We start from the raw sequence: 24,254 nt of genomic DNA, 5'->3' as shown, positions 1-24,254 counted from the left end.
GTTCCAGTCTAAATTTGCGTAATAATAAATAGGAGCAAGAAGTTATTTGAATTAAGTTGGAGATATAGTTGTCACTTTTTAGGTGGTAACTTAACAGAATTAAGACTTAACTGGCTGCGATCAACTAAAGATGAAAAGTTTTGAAACAGCCATTGGCGTAATTCAGCAGCTTGGAGAACTAAAGGCATCCGGTCATGGACTGGGGCATAGGAAGCATTAGGTTTAGTAGTAACCATTGAAAAATAATCCTTTCGGTAAATCCCGGCAATTAGTGTCAGAGCAGCATTTGCATTCTTGAAACTAAAGCGTTCATGATACCTGTGTTCATTTCCAGCTTCATAGGTATCATGACCAGATTCAAAGAATTGACTGGCAATAATAATGCAGCGAGACTTGGCAAAGGAAGAGTCCCACATGGAATGTTTTTCTTCAAAAAAACGTTCAACACGGGCATTAAAAACTACTTTTTTGTGATCATACGGACTCGGATAACCCCAAGATTTAGGCAACAATTGCAATTGATTATCTGTGTAGACTAGTACCGGGGCAATTCCCTTAGGAAAAATATTTTGATTCTGGGGCAAATTACTTGCTGGTTCTATTAGTGGTAAATTTAAGTCGTTTGCTAAGTATTTTTTAATTTCTGCCAGGCTTGGCAGCTGAAATTGATTGCACATTTTTTCCTCCGTGTTTAATCATTACGTGATTTTTGGTAGAATTATTATAAATTATTATATTAAAAAGATTTTAATTATTTAAGGAAGGCAGATTATGATGAAAAAGAAAGTTATCCTTACAGGTGACCGCCCAACAGGAAAATTGCACGTAGGACACTATATTGGCTCACTAAAAAACAGGGTCAAATTACAAAATTCCGGTGAATATCATCCTTATATTATGATTGCTGATACGCAAGCACTGACTGACAATGCCCGTAATCCTGAAAAAATTCAAAAAAGTTTAATTCAAGTAGCGCTGGACTATTTAGCAGTTGGCATCGATCCTGATATTTCTACAGTTTTTATTCAATCACAAATACCAGCTTTGTTTGAATTGACAGCCTATTATATGGATTTAGTTACAGTTAGCCGCTTAGAGCGTAATCCAACTGTTAAAGCTGAGATCAAGCAAAAAGGTTTTAACGATTCCATTCCCGTGGGCTTCTTAAATTATCCAGTATCACAGGCAGCTGATATCACAGCCTTTAAGGCAACTTTGGTACCCGTTGGGGATGACCAAGAGCCGATGCTAGAGCAAGCACGTGAAATTGTGCGCACTTTTAACCGCGTTTATAACTGCAATGTATTAGTAGAACCTCAAGGTTACTTCCCGGAAAAAGGCGAAGGACGCTTACCCGGCTTAGATGGCAATGCCAAAATGTCCAAATCCTTAAATAATGCTATTTATCTTTCTGACGATGCCAAAACCGTTGAACAAAAAGTAATGTCAATGTATACTGATCCCCAACACATCCATGTTGAAGATCCAGGCAAAGTAGAGGGCAATACTGTCTTTACCTACCTTGATATTTTTGATCCTGACAAGAATAAGGTAGCGCAATTGAAGGAAGATTACCAAAAAGGCGGCTTGGGTGATGTCAAAATTAAGCGTTATTTAAATACAGTCTTGGAAAAAGAATTGACTCCAATACGTGAACGGCGCGCTAAGTACGAACAGAATACATCTGCTGTCTATGATATGTTAATTGAGGGCTCTAAAAAAGCAAACGAAGTAGCAAACCAGACCTTACAAGAGGTAAGGGATGCAATCGGTTTGAATTATTTTAAGAGGTAAAAAAATGCGTAAGCGAATTCCCTGGAAGCAGTATTTTATGATGCAGGCCTTAGTAATTGCTCAGCGTTCGACATGTGATCGGGCACTAGTAGGCAGTGTTTTGGTAAAAAAGAATCGGATCATTGGCACCGGTTATAACGGTTCTGTTACGGGACAACCTCATTGCGATGATGTTGGACACCAACTGGTTGATGGGCACTGCGTGCGCACCATTCATTCTGAAATGAACTCACTGATTCAATGTGCGCGTAACGGCGTTTCAACCGATGACACAGAAATTTATGTCACACACTTTCCCTGTTATAATTGTGCTAAAGCATTAGTGCAGGCTGGAGTGAAAAAAATCAATTATTACTTTGATTACAATGACAGCCCACTTGCGATTAAACTTTTTAAAGACTGCGGGGTTCCTTATGAACAAATTAAGATCGATCGGCAATATGTGGAGCAACTGGCCCATAAACTGGAAGACGCTGAAAACTAAACTAGTATTATTTACTGCTTTAATTGGTATTTTTCTAACAATGACCGGTTTTTCAAGTCCTAATATTAAAGATAACAGCAATCTGCTTGAGCGTGAAACCAGCAAATTAATTTTAGCGAAAAATGATCGTTATTTTCAAACTAGTGAGCAGCCACAAATTATTGTAAAAACGGTGAATCGCACTGATCACTTGACACCAGCAAAGTTAAATAAGTATAAGCGGACGGTTTTTATTGTTGTTGGTACTAAAAATAAAAAGCGCAACGTGCAAATTTATTCCAGTAAAGACTTGCACAGCGCATTTTCGGCCGATGTGCGAGGCAATATCATTCGATCACAATCAGATAAATTGCGTAGCACTAATAAAAAGAAATTTAATGAAGGCTTGCGTTTCGTATTTAGAGCATGTGCCACTACTATTGATCAACGTTACCAATATTCACTGGATAAGTATGATTTGACCAGTGATGAGCGGGCACAGCTTTCTCACCCTCATAGGTTGGCCTTGCCTATAGCCTTGGCGCTTGCTTTATTAATTGGCGGTTTGATTTATTTCTTCAAAAATAATTTGAACCTAAAAAAAGAAAAATAAAAAAAGATAAAAATATTGACTTTATCATGTGTTATGTATTACACTCACAATGCAAATTAAATAAACAACAAATAAACTGTTAGGTGAGACTCCTACGTGAACAAATGCTATCGCCCGGAAACATCCAGAGATGCCAACGGGTCAAATAGTTATCGTCGATATAAGGCGAAAACCAGATGGCTAGCTGCAAGGCTTACGTCACGTAGTGTTAAAACTGAACGATGAGTATAATATACCTGTTGAAAAGGGACGCCAAGCGGTTAGCATGGGCGGCTCTTTTTTAGTTTGTTTGGATTAATTATGTGATGAGGAGTGGGGATAATGCTGAAAAAACCAAATGGCACAACTAGCAACAAAGATTTGGCACTGGTCAAGGCAATTGCCAAGGAAAGCAGATCAGAAACTTTGGCGAGGCTACATGCGAGCAGTAACGGACTAACCAGCAAGCAGGCTGAAGAAAATAGGGAGGAATACGGTTCTAATACTATTGCTTCAAATAAACATAATTCTAAGTTGCGTTTTTTAGCTGAAGCTTTTATTACTCCTTTTACATTAGTATTGCTAGTTCTAGCAACTTTGTCTTTGTTTACTGATTATATCTTTGTGCCAGCAGGTGAAAAAGATCTGACAACCGTTGCCATTATGCTAACGATGGTCTTAATTTCTGGTATTACCAGTTTTGTACAAAACGTTAGGTCCTCAAATGCGGTAGATTCACTATTAAAAATGGTTTCTGTCACAACAGATATTATTCGTGATGGCAAAGACCAGGAAATTGATACCAGTGAAGTAGTGGTAGGTGATGTAATTCGCCTGGCTGCTGGAGATATGGTACCAGCCGATATGCGCCTTTTGACTAGTAAGGATCTCTTTTGTTCATCTAGTTCTTTAAATGGTGAATCAAATCCGGTAGAAAAGATTGCTACAGAAAAACCTAAACTTGGTGCTGATCGCGACTATCTTGATTACCCCAACATTCTCTACGAGGGCACGACAATCGTATCCGGCTCAGGTTTGGGCATTGTCTTTGCTACTGGTGAGAGAACTATATTCGGCAAACTGGCTCATGATATTTCACATAATGATGTTAAGAATACTACCTTTGACATTGGTATCAAAAATGTTTCTAAATTATTGATTATCATGACTGCGATCATTGCACCTTTGGTCCTTATCATTAATGGCATTACCAAAGGTGACTGGGTCAATGCTTTAATTTTCTCAATTGCTACAGCTGTTGGCTTAACCCCTGAGATGCTGCCTGTAATTGTGACCACCAATCTGGTCAAGGGGTCAATTGAGATGTCCAAAAAAGGCACAATTGTTAAAAAGATGAATTCAATTCAAAACTTTGGCTCTGCTGATATCTTGTGTACGGATAAAACGGGAACATTAACGCAGGATAAAGTAGTTTTGGAACGTCATTATGATCTCAACTTAAGAGAAAATCCGCGTATTTTGGAATTAGGTTATCTTAATTCTAATTATCAAACGGGAATGAAAAATCTGATTGATAAAGCAATTATTGAAGCTGCTGGCGATGAACTAGACATCAGTGAAATTCAGCGTGATTACAATAAAATTGATGAAATTCCCTTTGATTTTTCCAGAAGGCGCATGAGCGTCGTGGTGGAAAACTCTGATGAGCAACATGGTGAGCACCTGTTAGTAACTAAGGGTGCTTCAGAAGAAATGATGGCTGTGGCCACTAAACTTGAAGTTGACGGGCAAATTTTACCTTTAACTCCTGAACGGAAACAAAAAGTAATGGCCAAAGTGAACGATATGAATGATGATGGTTTGCGCGTTATCATGCTGGGCTATAAGCGTAATCCTGCTCCTGTTGGCGAATTTTCGGTTAAAGATGAGAATGACCTTATTTTATGTGGTTATCTGGCCTTTCTTGATCCTCCTAAAGAGAGCGCTAAAGATGCATTAGCTCGTCTAAAATATGACGGCATTAACGTTAAAATTTTAACGGGTGACAATGAAGCTGTTACCAGAACTGTAGGTCTGCAAGTGGGTTTGAATGTTGACACAGTTTATTCAGGTGCAGATTTAGAGGGTAAGAAACCAGAAGAATTAGCTAAAATGGTGGAAGAGTGCAATATTTTTGTCAAACTATCACCAGAAGATAAAACCAAAATCATTAATCTGCTAAAGCAAAACGGTCATACAGTGGGCTACATGGGTGATGGCATCAATGATGCTCCAGCGATGAAAGCGGCTGATGTCTCAATTTCTGTTGATACTGCTGTGGATATTGCCAAGGAATCAGCTGATATTATTCTGCTGCATAAAGATTTGAATGTACTAGAAGAAGGCGTGAGAATCGGGCGCAAAGTATTTGGCAACACTATGAAGTACATTAAGATCACGCTTTCTTCCAATTTTGGCAATATTTTATCAATTATGGTGGCTTCTTCATTCCTGCCATTCCTGCCAATGCTGCCCTTGCAGCTTTTAGTTCTTGATTTACTTTATGGAACCAGTTGCCTGGCACTGCCATTTGATGATATGTCTGATCAGTTTTTAAAAGAACCACGAACATGGTCAACTAAGAAGCTGCCTAAATTTATGTTTTACTTCGGTCCAACTTCATCTGTTTTTGACATTTTGACATTTGCTCTATTATTCTTTGTAATTTGTCCGCAATTAGTCGGTGGCAATTATAGCGCGCTTGGAGCAACACAAAAAGTAGCATTTGTAGCACTTTTCCACACTGGCTGGTTTATTGAATCACTATGGACTCAAGAAATGGTCATTCACGCATTGCGTGATCCCCGTCTGCCATTTATTAAACAGCACGCAGCACCTGGAGTAACTTTAGCTACATTTGGAGCTGGAGTAATTGGAACATTGATCCCATTTTCATTTTTAGCAACAAAACTGGGTTTTGGCAAGATGCCAATTGAATTCATGTGGGTAGTATTTGGTATACTTGTTCTATATATTTTACTGACTACAGTTATCAAGCATTTCTATTTAAAGAGTGAAAAATTTTTAATCTAAAAATAAGCCTAAAATGCTAAATATCTACTAAAAAAGAGGACTCCGTAAGGAATTCGCTTTTTTATTGGTGTAGTATAATATAATATAATTAAACAAAAATTAAGGAGAAAATGAATATGGCTGATAAAAAAACTTTTTATATTACAACACCAATTTACTATCCATCTGGTCGATTGACTATCGGTAATGCGTATACTACTATCGCAGCAGATGTGATGGCACGCTACAAACGTAGTCAGGGTTACGACACCTTCTTTTTAACCGGTACTGATGAACACGGATTAAAAATTGAACAGAAAGCTGAAAAGCAGGGAGTTAAACCGCAAGAATTTGTAGATAAAATGGTGGTTATTTATAAAAAGTTGTGGCAAAGCCTTGATATTTCTTACGACAAATTTATCCGGACAACTGATGAAGAACACGTAAAAGGCGTTCAAAAGATTTTTGAGCAGCTGTTAAAACAGGGTGATATCTACCTTGGTGAATATACTGGCTGGTATTCAGTAGAAGACGAAGAGTACTTCACAGAATCACAATTGGCTGAAGTTTATAAAGACGATGATGGTAATGTGATTGGTGGTAAGGCGCCATCAGGTCATGAAGTGCAGCTTGTTAAGGAGCCTTCATACTTTTTCAAGATGAGTAAATATGCTGATAGGCTTTATCAATATTACCAAGATCACCCTGACTTTATCCTGCCTCATTCTCGTGAAAAGGAAATGGTCAACAATTTCTTAAAACCGGGTCTTGAAGACCTCTCAGTTACTAGAACTACTGTTTCCTGGGGCATTCCGGTACCAAGTGATCCTAAACATGTTGTTTATGTTTGGATTGATGCCTTATCTAACTATATTACAGCTTTGGGATATGGTTCGGATGATGATTCGCTATTTAAGAAATACTGGCCTGCAGATGTTCATCTGGTAGGTAAAGAAATTGTGCGCTTCCATACTATTTACTGGCCAATCATGTTGATGGCTTTGGGATTACCGTTACCTAAACACGTCATTGGTCACGGCTGGGTATTAATGAAGGACGGCAAGATGTCCAAGTCAAAGGGTAATGCTGTTTATCCTGAATCTATTATTAATCGCTACGGTGTGGACGCTTTGCGCTACTACTTGATGCGCGCTTTGCCGTTTGGCTCCGATGGTGTCTTTACTCCAGAGGACTTTGTTGAACGGGTTAACTATGACTTAGCCAACGACTTAGGTAATTTGCTTAACAGAACTGTTTCAATGATCAATCAGTATCAAAATGGCAAAGTTGAACCAGTTGCCCAAGAGCAGGATGACTTAGGTAAGGACTTGGCCCAAACAGCGGCAGACGTTATTGCCAGCTACAAAAAAGAAATGGATACTTTGCACTTTACTCAAGCAATTGAGAATATTTGGAAGTTTATTAATCGTGCTAACAAGTATATTGATGAAACAATGCCTTGGAACTTAAACAAGGAAGGAAAATCTGCTGATTTAGCTCGAGTAATGTCAAACTTGGCAGAGAGCCTGCGAATTATTGCCTTATTAATCGCACCAATCATGACCAGAACTCCAGTTGAAATGTTCAGACAATTAGGTCTTGACTGGAACAATGATAAACAAAAGAAATTAGAGTTTGGTGCATGCACCTGGGAAACTCAAGTCATCTCTGATCCTAAGCCGATTTTCCCAAGAGTTAAGCCTGAAGAAGAAATTAAATACATTCAAGATGAGATGGCTAAAGCTAAGCCAAAGAAAGAAAGCCGCAATGAACAAGGTAAAGATAAGGAAATTTCAATTGACGATTTTGCTAAGGTAAAAATTCAAGTTGGCAAAATTTTATCTGTTGAGCCTGTTCAAGGGTCTAAGAAATTGCTCCAGTTCCAAATGGACTTTGGTAATGGCGATGAAAGACAGATTTTAAGTGGTATTCGGCAATATTATCCTAACGCCAGCGAATTACTGGGTAGAAAAGTTTTGGCCGTAACTAACCTTAAGCCGCGCAAGATGCTGGGTCATTTGAGTCAGGGTATGCTCTTGTCCAGTGAGAAAAATGGTGCAGTCAAATTAGCCTTGGTTGGTGACGAGCATGAAATCGGGGCAGAACTTAGTTAATGGAGTTAATTGATAACCATACTCATTTACAGGATGAGCCTTTTCGCGGTAAAGAAGAATTTTATCTTGACCGTGCACAAAAACTGGGTGTAACCAAAGTAATTTGTGCAGGGCAGGATTCTGATTTTAACAAGCGCGCGATTGATTTAAGTCAACGTTTTACGCAAGTCTATGCGATGGTGGGCTATTGCCCTGATGTTGCCAAAGATTATGACCAAAAAGCAGAAGATTTACTGATCGAGCAAGTGCAGCTTCCCGGCGTTGTGGCCGTAGGTGAAGTAGGACTTGACTATTATTGGGATGAATCTCCGCGTGACAAACAAAGAGAAGTTTTTGCAAGGCAGGTTGAACTGGCTCATGAATTAAAAAAACCGGTTGATATTCACACGAGAGATGCTTTTAGTGATTGCTACGAAATACTAAAAAACAGCAATTTAGAGTATGGTGCGATTTTACATAGCTTTAATGGTGATATTTCATGGCTGAAGAAGTTCTTAGACTTGAATGTGTACTTTTCATATTCAGGGGTTGTTTCTTTTACTAAAGCAGTGGAAGTGCATGAAGCGGCTCAGAAAACTCCTTTGGAGCGTTTATTAGTTGAAACAGACGCACCCTATCTCACTCCTAAGCCGTATCGTGGCAAGCAAAATGAACCTGCAAATGTTTATTATGTAGCCCGGGCAATTGCTGAATTGAAAGGTCTTACGCTAGAAGAAGTTGCTCAGGCAACATATGCAAATACAATGAGGGTCTATGGACTTAACTAAGAAACATTTTGATGCCGTTGTAGTCGTTGAGGGAAAAGATGATACAATTCGGCTTAAGCAATTTTTCCCAGGCATTGAAACAATTGAAACTAATGGCTCCGATGTGCCTGAAACTGTGCTGATACAGTTGCAGAAATTAGCTCACAAAAGAGAGATTATTGTTTTGACCGATCCTGATTTAAACGGTGAGCGGATAAGGCGCTTAGTGACTGAAGCAGTACCAACAGCTAAACAAGCTTTTATCACGCGTAGAGAAGGCGAGCCGCATAAAAAAGGCTCCCTTGGTGTTGAGCACGCATCAAAAAATGCATTGGTGAAAGCCCTAAGTGATTTACATGAAAAAAAACAGCCGGTAAGTGATCTTACGAGAGCAAAATATCAAAAACTAGGCCTAGCAAGTGGCCCTAATTCACGTAAATTGCGTGAATTAGTTGGCAATAAGCTGCGTATTGGCTATGGCAATGGCAAGCAGTTTTATCACCGTTTACAAACTTTTGGTATTTCACTTGCTGAACTTAAGCAAGCGGTTAAGGAGGTGCAAGATGAAGACTGAGATTCCCATTGGTTCTCCTGTTAGAACTCAGGCAATTATTAATCGCTATTTTATGAAGGCTAAAAAAAGCTTGGGTCAGAATTTTTTAGTAGACTTGGATGCTCTTCAAGGTATTGTGCAAGCGGCTGACATAAAAAAAGATGACCAGGTAATTGAAATTGGCCCGGGAATTGGGTCTTTAACCGAACAATTGCTGAAGGCAGGAGCAAAAGTTTTTGCTTATGAAGTAGATGAAAAGCTTCCTGAAATACTGCATAACGAACTACCGGTAAAAATTGCTGGAGCACCACTGAGCGCCCGGTTTAAGCTTAAAATGAAAGATATCTTAAAAGCTGATTTTAAACAGGATTTAAGTGATTTCTTTGATTTAAGCAAGCCAATCAAAGTTGTGGCTAATCTTCCTTATTACATCACAACGCCGATAATTTTCTTTCTTAATGGTTCTGATTTAAAATTTTCCAGTCTGACGCTGATGATGCAAAAAGAAGTGGCAGATCGCTTAAGTGCTCATTCTGGGACAAAAGAATATGGTCCCTTAACGATCGCTGTTCAAGCAGAAATGGCCGTTCAATCATATATGACGGTAAAAAGTTCTTCTTTTATTCCAAGACCAAAGGTTGACTCCAGTGTCGTGGTTTTAAAGCCTTTGCCTGCGGAAAATAAAATTGATATAGCTAATTCTAAACACTTTAACTGGGTAGTTAAGATGTGCTTTGCACAACGCCGTAAAACATTAAATAACAATTTGAAAGCACTCATACCAAACACTGATGATCGAGCACATTTAATTAAGTCATTAGGAGTCGATGCTCAAATTCGTCCAGAACAGTTGACTCTTAAGCAATTTGTCCAAATTGCTGCAAAGGTTCCAGTTAAAAATTGACGAAAATATTCTGTGGTACTTTTTAAAAAGAATTGAAAAAATAATAATAAAGTGGTATAATTCAACCCAAAGGAGTTGTTTTCATTGCCAACATCTATTATGACCATTAAGAGTAAGCTGGATTCACATTTGGGTGATTCGTTGACTGTAGTTGCAAGAGCTGGACGTAAGAAAGTTACAAAAAGACGTGGAATTTTAAAGAATACCTTTCCCGCAGTTTTTGTAGTTGATTTGGATCAAGATTCAAATAATTTTGAACATGTTTCCTATAGTTATACGGATTTGTTAACCAAAAATATTACATTAAAATTTGATGACGCTGTGCAGTAAGACTAAAGCGATTATCTAGAAAATACTTTTTGGCATTAACATTTGGTAAAATGTTAGTGCCTTTTTTTATGGTTGAGTGTATAGTAGTAACTGGCAAAAGACAAACAATAGGAGGGTAATTCTATGAAACGTTCAGAGAGATTAGTTGACATGACTAAATATTTGATGGAACGACCACATGACTTAATTCCACTGCCATTTTTTGCAAAAAGATATGGCGCAGCAAAGTCTTCGATCTCGGAAGACCTTGCCATTTTGAAACACACCTTAGCAAATAATCAAGATGGTATTTTAGAAACTGTCGCTGGCGCGGCTGGGGGAGTACGCTATATTCCTTTTTGGGGTAAAAAGCATGCTCAGAAGTATTTAAATGAATTGGCTAGTCGTATTGAAGATCCTGACCGCATTTTAGCGGGAGGATTTGTTTATCTTTCTGATATCATTGGCAATCCACAAGATTTGGATAAGATAGGCAAATTAATTGCTACCAGGTATGCGTATTCCAACATTGATATTGTAATGACGATTGAAACTAAGGGCATTGCTTTGGCACAGGCAGTTGCACGCTATTTAAACGTGCCATTTATCATTGCACGTAAGCGTTCAAAAGTTACAGAGGGTGCGACGGTATCAGTAAACTATATTTCTTCTTCACTTGATCGTGTTTCTAAAATGGAATTGCCAACTAGAGTGTTAAAAGAAAATTCCAATGTTTTGCTGATAGATGATTATATGATGGCTGGCGGCACTTTGACAGGAATGCAACAATTAGTCAGAGAATTTAATGGCAATATTGCTGGTGTTTGCGTTTTATGTGAAGCAGATTTTGATGATGAAAAATTAATTGAAGGCCATCTTTCTTTAGTAAAAATTAAAAGAATCGATGATAAGAGAAAAGTCATAGTGGCAGAGCCGGGATCTTTGATTGTACACACAGATTTTGACCGCTTTTAATTTATAAGATGATATACTAAGATAATAATAATATAGGAAAATAGAAGAGGCTAAAATTAATGAAAAAGTTTGTAATTGTTCTGGCAGCGGGCAAGGGGACCCGCATGAAATCAAAATTGTATAAGGTCTTACACCAAGTATGCGGCAAGTCAATGGTCGAATATGTTGTTGAAGCGGCACAAGCAATAAAACCAGATAAAATAGTTACAATTGTGGGTAATGGTGCAGAAGAAGTTAAAAAGGTGCTTGCCGATAAGTCTGAATTTGTTTTACAAAAAAAGCAACTTGGTACGGGCGATGCCGTTTTAACTGCCTCAGATGAGTTAGCAGCAGAAAAGGGTGCTACTTTAGTAATTACGGGTGATACACCACTATTTACAAGCCAAACTTTTCAAAAATTATTTGATTACCATCAAAGTAAAGGTAATGCTGCCACTGTTTTGACCGCTCAAGCTCCAAATCCTTATGGCTATGGCCGCATTATTCGGGATGACCAAGATAATGTCTTAAGAATTGTTGAGCAAAAAGACGCTACAGCAGCTGAACTAAAAATCAACGAAATCAATACAGGTGTTTTTTGTTTTGACAATCAATTGTTATTTAGTGCCTTAAAAAAAGTTGATAATCACAATGCTCAAGGAGAATATTATTTAACTGATGTGCTGGAAATTTTGCGTAACAAAGGGCAAAGAATTGGTGCATATAAAATGCCAGACTTCAGCGAGAGCTTGGGGGTTAACGATCGCTCTGCTTTAGCTCAGGCCACCAAAATTATGCAAAAAAGAATTAATAAAAAGCATATGGCAAATGGAGTAACTTTCATTGATCCCGATACGGCTTATATTGATGCGGATGTTAAAATTGGCTGTGATACGCTGATTGAAGGCAATGTCGTGATTAAGGGCAATACTGAAATTGGGGACGACTGTGTAGTAACTTCTGGCTCCAGAATTATTGATTCCAAGATTGCTAACAATGTTACAGTAACTTCTTCAACGGTTGAACAAGCAGAGATGGATGATTTTTCAGATGTTGGTCCTAATTCCCATTTACGTCCAAAAGCAATCATTAGAAAAGGTGCCCATATTGGTAACTTTGTAGAAATTAAAAATGCTGAAATTGGCGAGAATTCTAAAGTGGGTCATTTGACTTATGTTGGGGATGCTACTTTGGGTAAAGATGTCAATGTTGGTTGTGGTACTATTTTTGCTAATTATGATGGTGTCAAAAAAGATCATAGCAATGTAGGTGATCGTGCGTTTATTGGCTCGGGTGCTACTTTAGTTGCACCCGTTAATATTGCTGATCATGCCTTTGTGGCAGCAGACTCAACAATTACCAAAGATGTGGCCAAATATGAAATGGCGATTGCTCGTGGTCGTCAGGTAAATAAGCCTGATTATTGGCATAAATTGCCTCTGTCTGATGATCCGAACTGGAAATAAGATTAACAATGAGCCGGAAGATGATTCCAGCTCATTTTGTTTACAGCATAATAAAAGCTCCAGAGTTTTAAACTTCTGGAGCTTTTTAGCTAAACTAAACTTAATTATTTAAAATTAGCTTTTTTAACAAACTTATTTTTAGCAATAATATAATATTTCTTATTGTTTATTTTGACAGGATCGCCATAAGTTTTAACTGCTTTACGTTTCTTTAAAACTTTTTTACCAATTCGATTACCATGTTGACTATAGATATAAGCGTTATGCTTTAACTTCATCTTCTTAGAATCGATATTAGCAGCAGCGATGAATAAACCATCTTCTAGTTCATAGAATGACCTGCCATTAATTAATCGCTTGTTAACAGTATTTATACTTGAACCAGCCAGAATGACTAACTTATTGGCACGTTTTCCTTGTTCATCGTACAAATATGAATTGTGCATAATTGCTTTTTCGACTACTGGTTTTGGCTTTTCAGTAATCGGTTCGTTAAGTGGAGCTGCAGTTACAGCTGCAACGGCAGCCTTTTGGACTGCAATATTTGCGGCCTTAACAAAACGGTTCTGAGCAATAATAAAGTACTTCTTGCCCCGAATGGTTACCGCATCACCATAAGTATTAATGCTATTGCCTTTTCTTAATACACCTGCTTTCTTAACACGTTTGCCATGCTTATTATAAACATAGGCGTTATGCTTTAATTTTTGACTAGTTGAAACAACATTGCCAATAGCAACATAGTAAACTTTGTTCTTATTGCCTTTGTCAACCAGAAGATAATAATTTTTACCGTTAATCTCTTTTGTACCGTATGAAGTAATGATTGAGCCAGCGCCTAGTACAACCTTATTGGCACGGTTGCCATTTTCGTCATATAGGTATGCATTATGCATTAAAGCTAATTGTTCACTGTTACTTAAATCAAGTTTTGGCTCTTCTTTTTCTTCTTTGCCGGCATTGTCAATAGGGCTAGGAATAACTGGGGCAGAACCACCACCAGTATTAATGTCATTGCCATGATTATTATCATTACCATGATTATTATCATTTTCATGATTATTGTCATTATCATGGTTGTTATCATTGCCATGGTCGTTATCGTTGCCATGATCGTTATCGTTATCGTTGCCATGGTCGTTATCGTTGCCATGGTCGTTATCATTGCCATGGTCGTTATCGTTATCGTTGCCATGGTCGTTATCATTGCCATGGTCGTTATCGTTGCCATGATTATTGTCATTATCTTGGCTATTGTCATTGCCATGAAGAATATGATCAATCGTTTCAGAATCAGTGGCATCGAGATAAAGTTGATTAATAGCATCATCACGTAATTTGGTAATTGTCTTACTGTCATTGACCTCAGGCTGATTGATAGCATCTATTGCATTATTCATATCAGTAGAAATTTGTTTAATAACAGTTTCTTTTTCTTGTTCAGTGTATTTGCCAGACGACTGAATTTCACTTGTTGCAGCTTTTTGAGCCTCTGTCAATGCTCCAGCAGCTATTTCTTTTTCACCAGCTAATTCTATTGCGGTAAGTTTATCCGCGTTAGCAGGATCACTGAGAGCATCTTTAGCATTTTCGTATGCTTTATCAATGCTGGTAGTGTTTGCTTTATCCTTAAACCTGTCTGTAAGAGCTTTAACAGCGGAATCATAGGCAGCTTTTAGTCTTTCTTCTTGTACTTTGCTATTGTTGTTTAAAACATCATCAAGTTCTTTACTGTCGGCTACAATGATACTGCTTATCTTATCAACTGCATCTTTTCTTGCAGTTTCTACCGCTTCTGAGTCTTGAGCTTGGTCAATAGTGCCGATTTTATCGGTATTAGCTTTAGCTATTTCCTGGTCAATACGATCTTTTATTGCTTGTTTTTCAATATCAGTATAATCGCTGCCATCCTGATGTTTTAATTTATCAACTTGGTTTTTAGCGTTATTAGCGGTATCAGTTACTGAACCTTTGGCTATTTCTTTTTCAGCTGCTATCTTATCAGCTGCAATATTTTCAGGTGAGTCACCATTGACACGTGAATGCTCATGGTAGGCTTTATCAACGCTGGTAGTATCTGCATTTTCACCAAATTTTTCTTTTAGTTCATCAACTGCTTGTTGGTGTTTATCAGCTAATTCAGCGTTTGCCTCTTCTTTAAGCATATTGTTAGATTCATCTTTAGCGGCATTACCAGCGCTGTTGATATCTTCTTTAGCGATTTCTGTGATTTTATCAATCTGTTCCTTCTTGTTAGAGGTGTCACCTTTAGGAGCATTAATTGCATCAATCTTATCCTTTGCTTTTTGGCTATCCTCTTTGATTTGCTCTTTCAGCTTGTCTTTTGATTCAGTAGATAATTTATCATTGCCGTCGATTTCTTTATTAACTTTATCAGCTTCTTCATCAATGTTAGCTTTAGCATTTTCTTTGTTGATGATAGTCATAGCCTCATCATAAGCGGCACTAGCAGTCTGGATATCAGTAGCATCGTTAATGGCTTTTATTTGCTTGTCAATACGATCTATTAATTCTTGAGACAGTTTATCTTTTAATCTGTCTTTTAATGTCTTGTAGGCGTTTTTGATACCAGTCACGCCATCAGCACCTTTAAGGGCATTGTTTTGTTCATGGCCAAACCATTCTGGTTCAGTGCCAGTTTCAGGTTTAGTTAACAGACGATCAATATTTTGACCAATATTTGCTTCATCTGGGAGGTCATCAATTGTTTGAGCACTCTCTATATCTTGGAAACTCTGCTGATAAGCGTCATCAATTGCAGCTTTAGCTGCTTTCTTTTGCTCGGCTGTTAATTGAGATTGATCAATTACAGAATGAGCCTTAGTTTGTTTATCCTTTAGAATACTTTCAGCTTTTGTCTTTTGACCAGCTAGGGCAGCTTGATCTTTAATAGCATTGATAGCGGAAATAGCTTGCTCTTTACTGTTATTTATCTTTTCTTCAGCATTTTCTTCAGATTGTGAAATAGAGTTAATGTCAGTTCTTGCTTTTTCAACAAGTTTTTGAACTTGTTCCTTCTGCTTTTGTTGATCCTCTGGCGATAAACCTGATTTGTCTATTGCATCATTAGCTTCTTTTTGAGCTTTTTCTACTTGAGAGATTGCATCTTGTTTAGCCTCAACTATCTCGACACTTTCCTGTGCAACTTGGAAAATACGGTCGACTTCTGCTTCACCGAAATCTTCTGTAGCTGATCCTTTTTCGGCGTGTTGAGCTTGTGCTATTGCATCTTCGTAACTATTTTCAAGTTTAACACTGGCAATTTTATCTATAGTTCTCTTGATGGCTTCATCAAGTTGCTTTTGCAATGAGTCAATTTGGTCTTGCCCTAGGTTGGTTGCAACATCTTTAATTTTCCCTTTACTGTTAACATAGTCCTTAAACTGGTTAATCAGCTTATTCTTTTCTGCAGTTAGTTGACTAGGCAACTTGGCTTGATCAATATTTGCTTTGGCATCTTGCTCTAACTGCGACAGCTTATCACTTGTACCGCCATAAATTGAACTAATGCCATCATTTAATGCCTGATCAATATCCTTATAGCCACTAATGGTATCGCTGCCTGCTAGGCCTAAACTATCAATCTCATTCTTGGCACTTGTTGCATATTCTTTCAAGTCCTTAACAATTTGATTTTTATTATCAAAGTCTTCACCCAACTTGTTAATTGTAGCAATGCCTTCATTTGCAGCTGCTTGAATTTGCGTAATAGTGTTTTGCTTATTATTTCTAGCGGCATTGATCTTTGCAGCAGCTTTCTTTTGCTCTTGATCTATTTGCGCTTTCATTTGGCCAGCAACATCGCTGTCTTCAGTTTCATCAGCTTTAGCCTTGGCGTTAGTGGCTGCAGTTTGTAGATCATTTAAAGCTTTGGTTAAAGCTTCTTCTTTATCAATGTCACTGCTAATGTTGTTAAGAGCAGACTCACCCTTACTCCTGGCAGCGTTGATTTTATCTTGATCAGTAGCAGCAGAAATATTTGTTTTAGCTTTGCCTAAAGCTTCGCTAATAGCATTGCTTAACTCGTCAACCTGATTTTGATCAAGTTTATTGTGCAACAGGTCATCGTTTAAGCGTTGGTTCAATTTCTTAGCTTGCTCAACCAGTGCATTGTATGCGGCATTTTGTTCCTGCAATAAAGTAGCATTATCTTTAGCATTTTGCACAATACCGTTAATGGCGTCTTTACCCACTTGTTTTGCTTGTTCGACGTCAGCTGGAGTTTGCGCCTTGTCGATGTTTTTGATCGCCGTATCTTTATTTGAATTAATTAAATCGATCTGTTTTGCTTTTTCTTCATCACTTAAAGCTGATTGATCTATTTTATTGATTTCATCTGCAGCTGTTTGGGCGATATCATCTAGATATTTATTCGCATTATTCTTAGCAGCTTGTAATTGAGCATCGCTCAAAGCCTTGTCAATGTTAATTATTCCAGTTATTGTAACAGATTCTATGTCAGTAACTTTTTGCTGACCGTTAACCTGGTTGACAGCTTCTTTCCATGCATTTGTTGCTTGACTCTGATATTTGTCTTTTTCTTCCTTGCTTAAACCTTTGATTTGGTCAATTTGATTTAAAATTCCTGGAGCATCAGGATCAAGGGAACCATCTGCTTTATGCTTACCGTTGAGTTCATCAGTAAGTGCATTAATAGCTTCTTCTTTTGCTTTTTTAATTTTGTCAGAATCATTTGATTCCGCTGTTGCTTTAATAGCCCTTATTTGTTTAATAGTAGTATCCCGAATGCCTAAAACGGTGCCACTATCTTGGGCGGCATTAATTGCTGTATTAGCAGTCCCAACAATTGAGTCAACGCTCTCTTGATCTGCCTTATCTTTTAAGTTGTTCTTGACTTCGGTTGCAACATCCTTAATAGCCTTTCTTGCTTGGGCTTTGGTGATTGCCAAGTTGCCACTGGCTTCAGCTGTATTGATTGCAGTAATAGCATCGGTAGTGATTTTATTGATAACATCTTTTGTTTTGACGCTTTGTAATTTGTTGATGGCACTAGTAGCAGCTTGATTAATATCCGAAATTGCCTGATCATATTTTGATTTAGCGTCTGCCTTTTCTTCAGCGCTCAGAGAATTATAGGAGGAATTCAGCCTGTTAATTGCTTCTTGAGCAGCGTTGTTGATATTATCTTCACTGTTATTTTTAGCATCTTCCAAATCTGCAGTAGTTGCATCTGCTACGACTTGATCAATAGCATTTTTACCGTCGTTTTTAGCCTTGTCAACTGCGTCATTAGTCTTTTGTGACTCAATATTCTGCTTAGCTTTATCTTTTTCATCATTGATTTTTGAGATAGTCTCTGTCTTGTCAGCATCAGACATTGAAGACTGATTAATTTCATCAATTGCTTGCTTAGCATGTTTATCAATTTCATCTTTGGCAATATTAATATTGGTATCAAGGCTTTGAGCATCCCTGATTACCTTACGCATGTTATCGATGCCTTTTTGCTTCTCAGTATCAACTTGATCAATGGCAGCGTTCTTTACTTTGGCAACTGCCTCATCGTAGTAATTGGTTAACTGTTTAATTAAGCCTTCTTTAGTCGTACTGTTGACATTCTGTAAGCCGGAAATTTTATCGTTGACTTCGTTATAAACACTCAGTAATTCTTTCAGAGCGGCGTTTCTGGTAGACTGCAATGCTGCTTTATCGCGAATCTTGTTTAGGTCTTCTCGACCAGCATTAGCTGCGGAATCAATTTCTTCTTTAGTGTCAGCATTTTGAATATTAGTTTTTGCTGTTGTTAAAGCATTATCAATTTCGTCATAGTAGCCGTTCTTTTCTTTTCCAGAGAGGTTAGGATCCTTTTCAATGTCCGCACGTATTTCTTCTGCTAGAGCATTAAGTCCAGTTTCTTCGTTAGTTAAAGCGTCATCTTTTTGTTCTTCTAAGAATTTTGCTTCTTCGCTGGCAATACTGCCGGCCACACTGGCCATAGCATCGATACCGTCATCTCTATCTTTGACTACCTGTTCGGTGGTCAAGTCTTTATAAACGTTGCCAACTGCTGTTTCGTAAAAACCATTAATTTTATTAGTTAAAGCATCTTTTTGCTCACTATTAATTTTATTATCTTTAAAAGCCTGATCGATAGTGTTTAAGTCTTTTTCTCTCTCTTCTTGCAAGGCTTTATTTGCCTGAGATTTTGCGACTATCAATTGGGCCGCAGCCAAATCCTTGTTAATACTGTCTTTAGCTGCTTGCTTGGCGGAATTAACACCGTCGATGTCTTTAGCAGCATTAATTAAAGCCTTGGCATTATTAAAGTCTTTATCAATAGCTTCTTTATAATGTTGTTTAGCTTCTGGACTTAAATCAGTATCGTCAAAGCCATCTATTTTATTTTTAGCGGCTTTAGCGGCATTCTCAACTTCCGTAATTGCAGCTTGGCGTTGTTGGTCTAAATTGTTTGTACCGGCATTAGCAGCATTCTCCAGATAGTCTGTGATATTACTAATAGCATTGTTTTTATCCGTTTCAATTGCGGTTTCATTATCATCTTGAGTGACATTAGTGACACCTGTATCTGCAGCTGCGTTAATTAAATCTTGATATTTAGTCTTGTCTTCAGCACTCAGATTATTATCATTTTTAATCGTGGAGATAGCTTTGTCTTTAGCGTTCTGAATATCTGTTATAGCTTGATTACGTTGACCCCTGAGGTTTTGCTCATTAAGTAAATCGTTTAATGCAGCAGTACCTTCTTTAGTAGCTTCATCAACATCTGCTAGAGTTTCTCCCTTATCAATGCGGTCGTTATAACCCTGACTTCCAGTAAGCAAATTATTGGCTTTGATTACAGCTTCATCTTTATTTTTAGCCGTTAGATTAGGGTTCTTTTGAATTTGATCAACAACAGCTTTTTTGGCTGTTTCCAGTTGATTCTTAGCAGCAGATTTATACGCGTCTAAAACATTCTTTTTACCATCAATAATGTCTTGCTTAATGTCAGCAGCAGAACTGTGACTATCGATGGCTTTATCAGCGTTTTTGACTGCGTTATCAATATTAGTCTCTTTAGTTACTCCTAAGTTGGCCTTAGCCGTATCTGCATCTGCCTTAACTTGTGCTTTAGCGTCTTCTTTAAATGCGTTTAAAATATTATCCTTTGCCGTTTTTACAGTTTGAGTAATATTTTGGTTGCTGTCAGCATTATCTTCAATTTTATCAATTGCCGTTAATGCATCTTTTAAAGCTGTCTCGACCTTGTTCACTTTGCCGAGAACATTTTCATAACCTTTTGTATAACCAACAATTTCTGACTTAGCAGCAGCTTTGTTGATTAAACTCTCAGCAGTATCTTTTCTCTTATTGATAATTTCATCGTCATCAGTGCCGTAAATAGATTTGCCAGTATCGCCAGATGTAGCTGTCGCGTCAGCAACCGCTTGCTTTACTTCATCAAGGTAGGGCTGTTGTTCATCTTCAGATAAACCAGAATTCTTAATCCGCTCAATAGCTTTAGCAGCAGCTTCATTAATATCATTTGCTGCCTTTTCTCTTTCCTTGTTGGCATGTGTGCCATTAATATTATCAAGCCCCTTATTAACGTCATCTTTAGGGTTATTGCTGTTAATAATATCTTTGATAGCTTGATTTAAAGCACCTTGGATGTCCTCTTTATCATCTGCATGTTGAGCTATTTGCTTTTTAGCAGCTTCTTCTAAAGCCTTGATGGCATCAACAGTATCTTGCACGCCTTGAATTGCATCTTTTGCTTCTTTTTGATGGTTATTAATAGCTTTTTCATTATCGTCTTGATCAAGATCACCGTCAGTGGCAACAATTTCTTTTGGCCTCTTTATTCTGTCTTTTAAGCCGGTAATTAATTCGTCAACAGGCGATTTGACATTTTCGTCTTTTGCGACTTCGTCAATGGCCTTTTCGACATTTGAAATTGCTTGGTTGATATCTGTTTTGACACTATCACGATAATCTTTACCTGATTGATTAATAGCAGTAATACCGTCACTGACGACTTGTTCAATATTAGTGTTATTTGTTTCAGGTGCTTGTACTTTGCTTATGGCTTGCTCTTTGGCATTAATTATAGTTTGTGCCTGTGAAGGAAACTTAGAAATTTGATCATTGGCCTGTTGAGTTAATTTTGTAATTGCATCAGATTTTGCTTTTTCAAAGTCTGCCTGACCTTTGGCTGCTTGTACGGCCTTTGCCACTATGTCTAAAGCCGTCTTTTTCCTTTTATTTATTTCACTAATTGCAGTTTTGGAAGATTGCACCCCGTAAACTGATTTATCAGACTCGTAATTGCTATCCTTAATATTAGCAGCATACTTGGCAGCCTCATTCATTGCATCTGTAAATGCTTTTTCCTGATCTTCAGTTAAACTTTTTGGCTTATTGTCTTTAGCTGTGCTAATTGCATCTTTAATTGCTTGAGCAGCTTCTTGTTGTATTTCACTAAACGGCTTGATCCCCAGACTAACAATAGTAGGTCGAATGCCATCAGCAATGTCTAACGGACTATATTCAATAAAGTTCGCATGAGGAGTTAGCTGAATGGTAGCGTCTTTAGCCATCTTGGTGGTAATTTCAGGAGGAAGGGTAATGGTAAAGGTGCCATCTGCAGCAACTTGGGCGGCAAATTTAGTTGGCAAAAGAGCCAAGTCATTCGCTTCGCCGCGGTATGTATCAATGGTTTCTGCATAAGGGTTATCTATTGTTGAATCAATAATGGTCTGACCATTTTTGTAAACTCCACTATCCTTGAAACTGGCTAAAACATAGGCCTCAGTACCACCTGGTAATACACTTTGGAATAAGTTGTCACTAGCTGGACCGTCATTTGCTGGAGTATAGTTTAAAACCTGTCCTTTAATAATCTTCGAACCATCTTCTTGATCGGTTACTGTGACGTTTGCCGGGTCTATGTCTAAGAACCCACTTGGGTTAGCCGGTATAAATCTGATGTTATTGTAACCCGGATTTTCTTTGTTGGAAAAAGCCGCTTCAATGACAGCATCAAAGAGATCATCGTATGTTTTACCATTATTAGTCTCAAGCAGTTTCCTAATGCTATCTGGTAGGTTTTTAAGGATTTCAGCGAGTTGAGGGTTGTCATTTTTAACTTGATCAAGGTCAAATTTTCTCATGCCGTTTAATAATTCCAGTGTATTGACAGCAATTGTTTTTTTGGTCTTTTCAACCTGTAAAACGTGAAAAGGGGGTAACACTAAATTGTTCTGACTACCGTCTGTTTTGCCTAAGAAATCATTAAGGTTTAATAACTGTCGCACATTGGTGACTGTAATTTTACTATCACCAATAATACTGGTAGTGTCATTTGGATTCAGATGTGCGTCCAATACAAGAGAAGTAGGGTTATTAACAATCAGCAGCCCAGTTTTTGCAACATCAACCAGTTTAATTGCTCCAGTACCCGCATCATCAACCAGTTGAATTTCAAAACCACCATTTTGGACATTGGCTTTACCGTCTATCTGTACTAAGGTACCTGAGTATTTACCCATGTTTTTACCGGTAATTTTCAAGGCACCACCTGAGTGAATGGTGAAATCACCACCTACATAAATTAAGTGTTGGCCATTTTTAGTAGAAATATTGCCGTTTGTGTTGACGTTAATAGTGCCGCCTCTACCAATGTTAACTTTTGATGATTTGGATGCTAAGTAAATTGCTCTTGACTGACCAGCATTTTGTACACCATCATACTTAAGTCCGCTACTTTCACCAATGCCAATGTTTACTGTACCGTTAACATTTACTTGGCTGTCGCCTTCAATATAGATTGCACTGTTTACGCCATGTTGACCATTATTGGCACCATTTTTCCCGTTATATGTCTTAAGTGGAGTAAGGTTAACTTCGGCTCCATCTTCAACATTGAGAACGTTATTTTTACCGTTCATTTCAATCACGGTACCGCCAAATGTTGCCCCTTTGAACTTACAGCCAGCTTTAAAAGTAATACTGTTATTATTACTGGTAAATTCTAATAATTGTTGATCACTGCCATCATCTTTCCCGCCTGTTTCCATAGGCATTTCAGTCGTTTCCGCATTGATGATGCCTTCGAAAATAATGTCGGTGTTACTATCGGTATATAATAATTGTGAACCCGTAAAGTCAATATTCCTAAAAGTTACTCTTGCTGACTTTCCCCCACGAGTATTAACGACACCATAGAAGTCAGCACTCTTGAGTTTCAAATTTTCGTAGGTAATATCACCTATGGTATTACTCTCAATTTTGGGATGGATACTTCTAAAATCTATAGTATATGGAGCATCACCAGCAGACTTAATTAATAATTTTCTTCCTGGAAAACTAAAGCGGACACGTTTATCGCCCTTATTGGAGCGAATATTAGCAGTGATATCAATCTCGCTTACATTGGGATTTTGATAGGCTTTGACAAAATCTTCCCAGGTACTCACACTTCTAGTTGGACTGGAGTCTTCTTGCTCCTTAGTATCAATTGGAGTAGTATCAATGTCTTCGTTTGCATCAGTCTGATCTTCATTCGTGATATCAGCTGTATTTGAACTGTCTGTCGTGTCAACAGGCTTTTGGTCAGTAGTTTGATCTTGCTGGCCTTGATTGCTATTTTGTTCAGAGTTAGTGGCAAGATCTTGCTGATCATTTTTGTCAGCAGAATTTTCCGTTTTGTCTGTTTTAGCAGAGTCATCTTGCTTGTTATCACTATTTGTAGCTCTTAAAAACGAACTCAAGCCAGAAAATGTGGCCAAATTTGGTCCATCTTCTGGCTTGTTGGTTTTTTCTGCTTTAACAGCAGTAGTTGAATTTTGAGCATCACTAATACTACCAGGAGGAGTGGTAGTATCTTGAGGTGAAATATTCTCTTTAGTTTTGGTATTTTCTTCAGTTTGTTGAGTTGGAATAACAGTATCAGCCTTAGCTGTCTTGCTGTTTAAACCAAAAAAAGTAAAGCCAAGCAATACAGAAGCAGCACCAATACTCAATTTGCGAATTGAGAAATGGTCTTGCTTATCTTGCATAGCCATTTTTTTCACCCGTTCATTGTTATTATTCTTTCCTAGCATATATATAAATATCCTTTCTTATTCTAAATACTATACAACTATAAATTTACTTGACGATTTATCAAATGTCAATAATTGAACTTTATTTTATATTATTTTATAAATAACTCGTTTTTAAAAATAAACTATAAAAATCAAAATTTATATATAATAAAATAAATCGAAGCTTTAGTAGCAAAAGGAAAATTAATATAACAAAGTATGCTTTAATATTGATATTTTTAGAAAAAATAACAAAAATAATTTTTTAAAATGTTGTA

At 37.6% G+C, this 24,254-nt stretch carries 13 protein-coding genes and 1 riboswitch; of the genes, 11 read left to right on the top strand and 2 right to left on the bottom strand.

Annotation, left to right across the window (positions count from 1 at the left end; all coding sequences use genetic code 11):
- Positions 1-71 precede the first annotated feature (71 nt).
- Positions 72-677, bottom strand: a complete 606-nt coding sequence (locus JF75_RS08075) for an SOS response-associated peptidase family protein (RefSeq protein WP_046332570.1) — start codon at positions 675-677, stop codon at positions 72-74.
- Positions 678-774: 97 nt separating this feature from the next.
- Between JF75_RS08075 and trpS the strand changes: the two genes are divergently transcribed.
- From trpS to glmU, 11 genes are all read left to right on the top strand, one after another.
- Positions 775-1,794, top strand: a complete 1,020-nt coding sequence (gene trpS, locus JF75_RS08070) for a tryptophan--tRNA ligase (RefSeq protein WP_046332985.1) — start codon at positions 775-777, stop codon at positions 1,792-1,794.
- A 4-nt stretch (positions 1,795-1,798) separates the two neighbouring features.
- Positions 1,799-2,278, top strand: a complete 480-nt coding sequence (locus tag JF75_RS08065) for a deoxycytidylate deaminase (protein ID WP_045928576.1) — start codon at positions 1,799-1,801, stop codon at positions 2,276-2,278.
- Positions 2,208-2,870 carry a TPM domain-containing protein gene (locus tag JF75_RS08060; RefSeq protein ID WP_370448920.1) on the top strand — a complete coding sequence of 221 codons (663 nt, stop codon included), beginning with the start codon at positions 2,208-2,210 and terminating at the stop codon, positions 2,868-2,870. The genes JF75_RS08065 and JF75_RS08060 overlap by 71 nt, the downstream gene beginning before the upstream one ends.
- 68 nt (positions 2,871-2,938) lie before the next feature.
- Positions 2,939-3,104, top strand: a riboswitch (M-box (ykoK) riboswitch).
- Between the two features lie 87 nt (positions 3,105-3,191).
- Positions 3,192-5,882 (top strand): magnesium-translocating P-type ATPase, encoded by a 2,691-nt coding sequence (mgtA, locus tag JF75_RS08055; RefSeq protein ID WP_046332568.1) that lies wholly within the window; start codon positions 3,192-3,194, stop codon positions 5,880-5,882.
- Positions 5,883-5,998: 116 nt separating this feature from the next.
- Positions 5,999-7,975 (top strand): methionine--tRNA ligase, encoded by a 1,977-nt coding sequence (gene metG / locus JF75_RS08050; RefSeq protein ID WP_046332567.1) that lies wholly within the window; start codon positions 5,999-6,001, stop codon positions 7,973-7,975.
- On the top strand, positions 7,975-8,742 hold the full coding sequence (locus tag JF75_RS08045; RefSeq protein WP_046332566.1) for a TatD family hydrolase: 768 nt from the start codon (positions 7,975-7,977) through the stop codon (positions 8,740-8,742). Before metG ends, JF75_RS08045 begins: the two co-directional genes overlap by 1 nt.
- A complete protein-coding gene (gene rnmV, locus JF75_RS08040) occupies positions 8,729-9,295 on the top strand; it encodes a ribonuclease M5 (RefSeq protein WP_046332565.1) in 567 nt (188 codons plus the stop codon). The genes JF75_RS08045 and rnmV overlap by 14 nt, the downstream gene beginning before the upstream one ends.
- Positions 9,285-10,178, top strand: coding sequence for a 16S rRNA (adenine(1518)-N(6)/adenine(1519)-N(6))-dimethyltransferase RsmA (rsmA, locus tag JF75_RS08035; RefSeq protein ID WP_046332564.1), 894 nt, complete (start codon positions 9,285-9,287; stop codon positions 10,176-10,178). Before rnmV ends, rsmA begins: the two co-directional genes overlap by 11 nt.
- Positions 10,179-10,262: 84 nt before the next feature.
- Positions 10,263-10,508, top strand: coding sequence for a Veg family protein (locus JF75_RS08030; protein WP_046332563.1), 246 nt, complete (start codon positions 10,263-10,265; stop codon positions 10,506-10,508).
- A gap of 123 nt (positions 10,509-10,631) precedes the next feature.
- Positions 10,632-11,462, top strand: a complete 831-nt coding sequence (gene purR / locus JF75_RS08025) for a pur operon repressor (RefSeq protein WP_046332562.1) — start codon at positions 10,632-10,634, stop codon at positions 11,460-11,462.
- Positions 11,463-11,521: 59 nt separating this feature from the next.
- Complete coding sequence (gene glmU, locus JF75_RS08020; RefSeq protein WP_046332561.1) at positions 11,522-12,907, top strand: bifunctional UDP-N-acetylglucosamine diphosphorylase/glucosamine-1-phosphate N-acetyltransferase GlmU; 1,386 nt, start codon at positions 11,522-11,524, stop codon at positions 12,905-12,907.
- Between the two features lie 104 nt (positions 12,908-13,011).
- Here glmU and JF75_RS08015 read toward each other — a convergent pair whose 3' ends face one another.
- A complete protein-coding gene (locus JF75_RS08015; protein WP_167334216.1) occupies positions 13,012-23,955 on the bottom strand; it encodes an SLAP domain-containing protein in 10,944 nt (3,647 codons plus the stop codon).
- Positions 23,956-24,254: the final 299 nt, after the last annotated feature.

The organism is Lactobacillus kimbladii, from assembly GCF_000970755.1.
In the GTDB taxonomy this organism is placed as follows: Bacteria; Bacillota; Bacilli; order Lactobacillales; family Lactobacillaceae; genus Lactobacillus; species Lactobacillus kimbladii.
Note: the sequence above shows the minus strand (reverse complement) of the source record. Positions and strands in the feature narration are given on the sequence as shown.

Bases quoted from the DNA above. Each gene is read 5' to 3' on its own strand.
- JF75_RS08075 (WP_046332570.1), bottom strand. From the start codon at position 677: ATGTGCAATCAATTTCAGCTGCCAAGCCTGGCAGAAATTAAAAAATAC.
- trpS (WP_046332985.1), top strand. From the start codon at position 775: ATGAAAAAGAAAGTTATCCTTACAGGTGACCGCCCAACAGGAAAATTG.
- JF75_RS08065 (WP_045928576.1), top strand. From the start codon at position 1,799: ATGCGTAAGCGAATTCCCTGGAAGCAGTATTTTATGATGCAGGCCTTA.
- JF75_RS08060 (WP_370448920.1), top strand. From the start codon at position 2,208: ATGAACAAATTAAGATCGATCGGCAATATGTGGAGCAACTGGCCCATA.
- mgtA (WP_046332568.1), top strand. From the start codon at position 3,192: ATGCTGAAAAAACCAAATGGCACAACTAGCAACAAAGATTTGGCACTG.
- metG (WP_046332567.1), top strand. From the start codon at position 5,999: ATGGCTGATAAAAAAACTTTTTATATTACAACACCAATTTACTATCCA.
- JF75_RS08045 (WP_046332566.1), top strand. From the start codon at position 7,975: ATGGAGTTAATTGATAACCATACTCATTTACAGGATGAGCCTTTTCGC.
- rnmV (WP_046332565.1), top strand. From the start codon at position 8,729: ATGGACTTAACTAAGAAACATTTTGATGCCGTTGTAGTCGTTGAGGGA.
- rsmA (WP_046332564.1), top strand. From the start codon at position 9,285: ATGAAGACTGAGATTCCCATTGGTTCTCCTGTTAGAACTCAGGCAATT.
- purR (WP_046332562.1), top strand. From the start codon at position 10,632: ATGAAACGTTCAGAGAGATTAGTTGACATGACTAAATATTTGATGGAA.
- glmU (WP_046332561.1), top strand. From the start codon at position 11,522: ATGAAAAAGTTTGTAATTGTTCTGGCAGCGGGCAAGGGGACCCGCATG.
- JF75_RS08015 (WP_167334216.1), bottom strand. From the start codon at position 23,955: ATGGCTATGCAAGATAAGCAAGACCATTTCTCAATTCGCAAATTGAGT.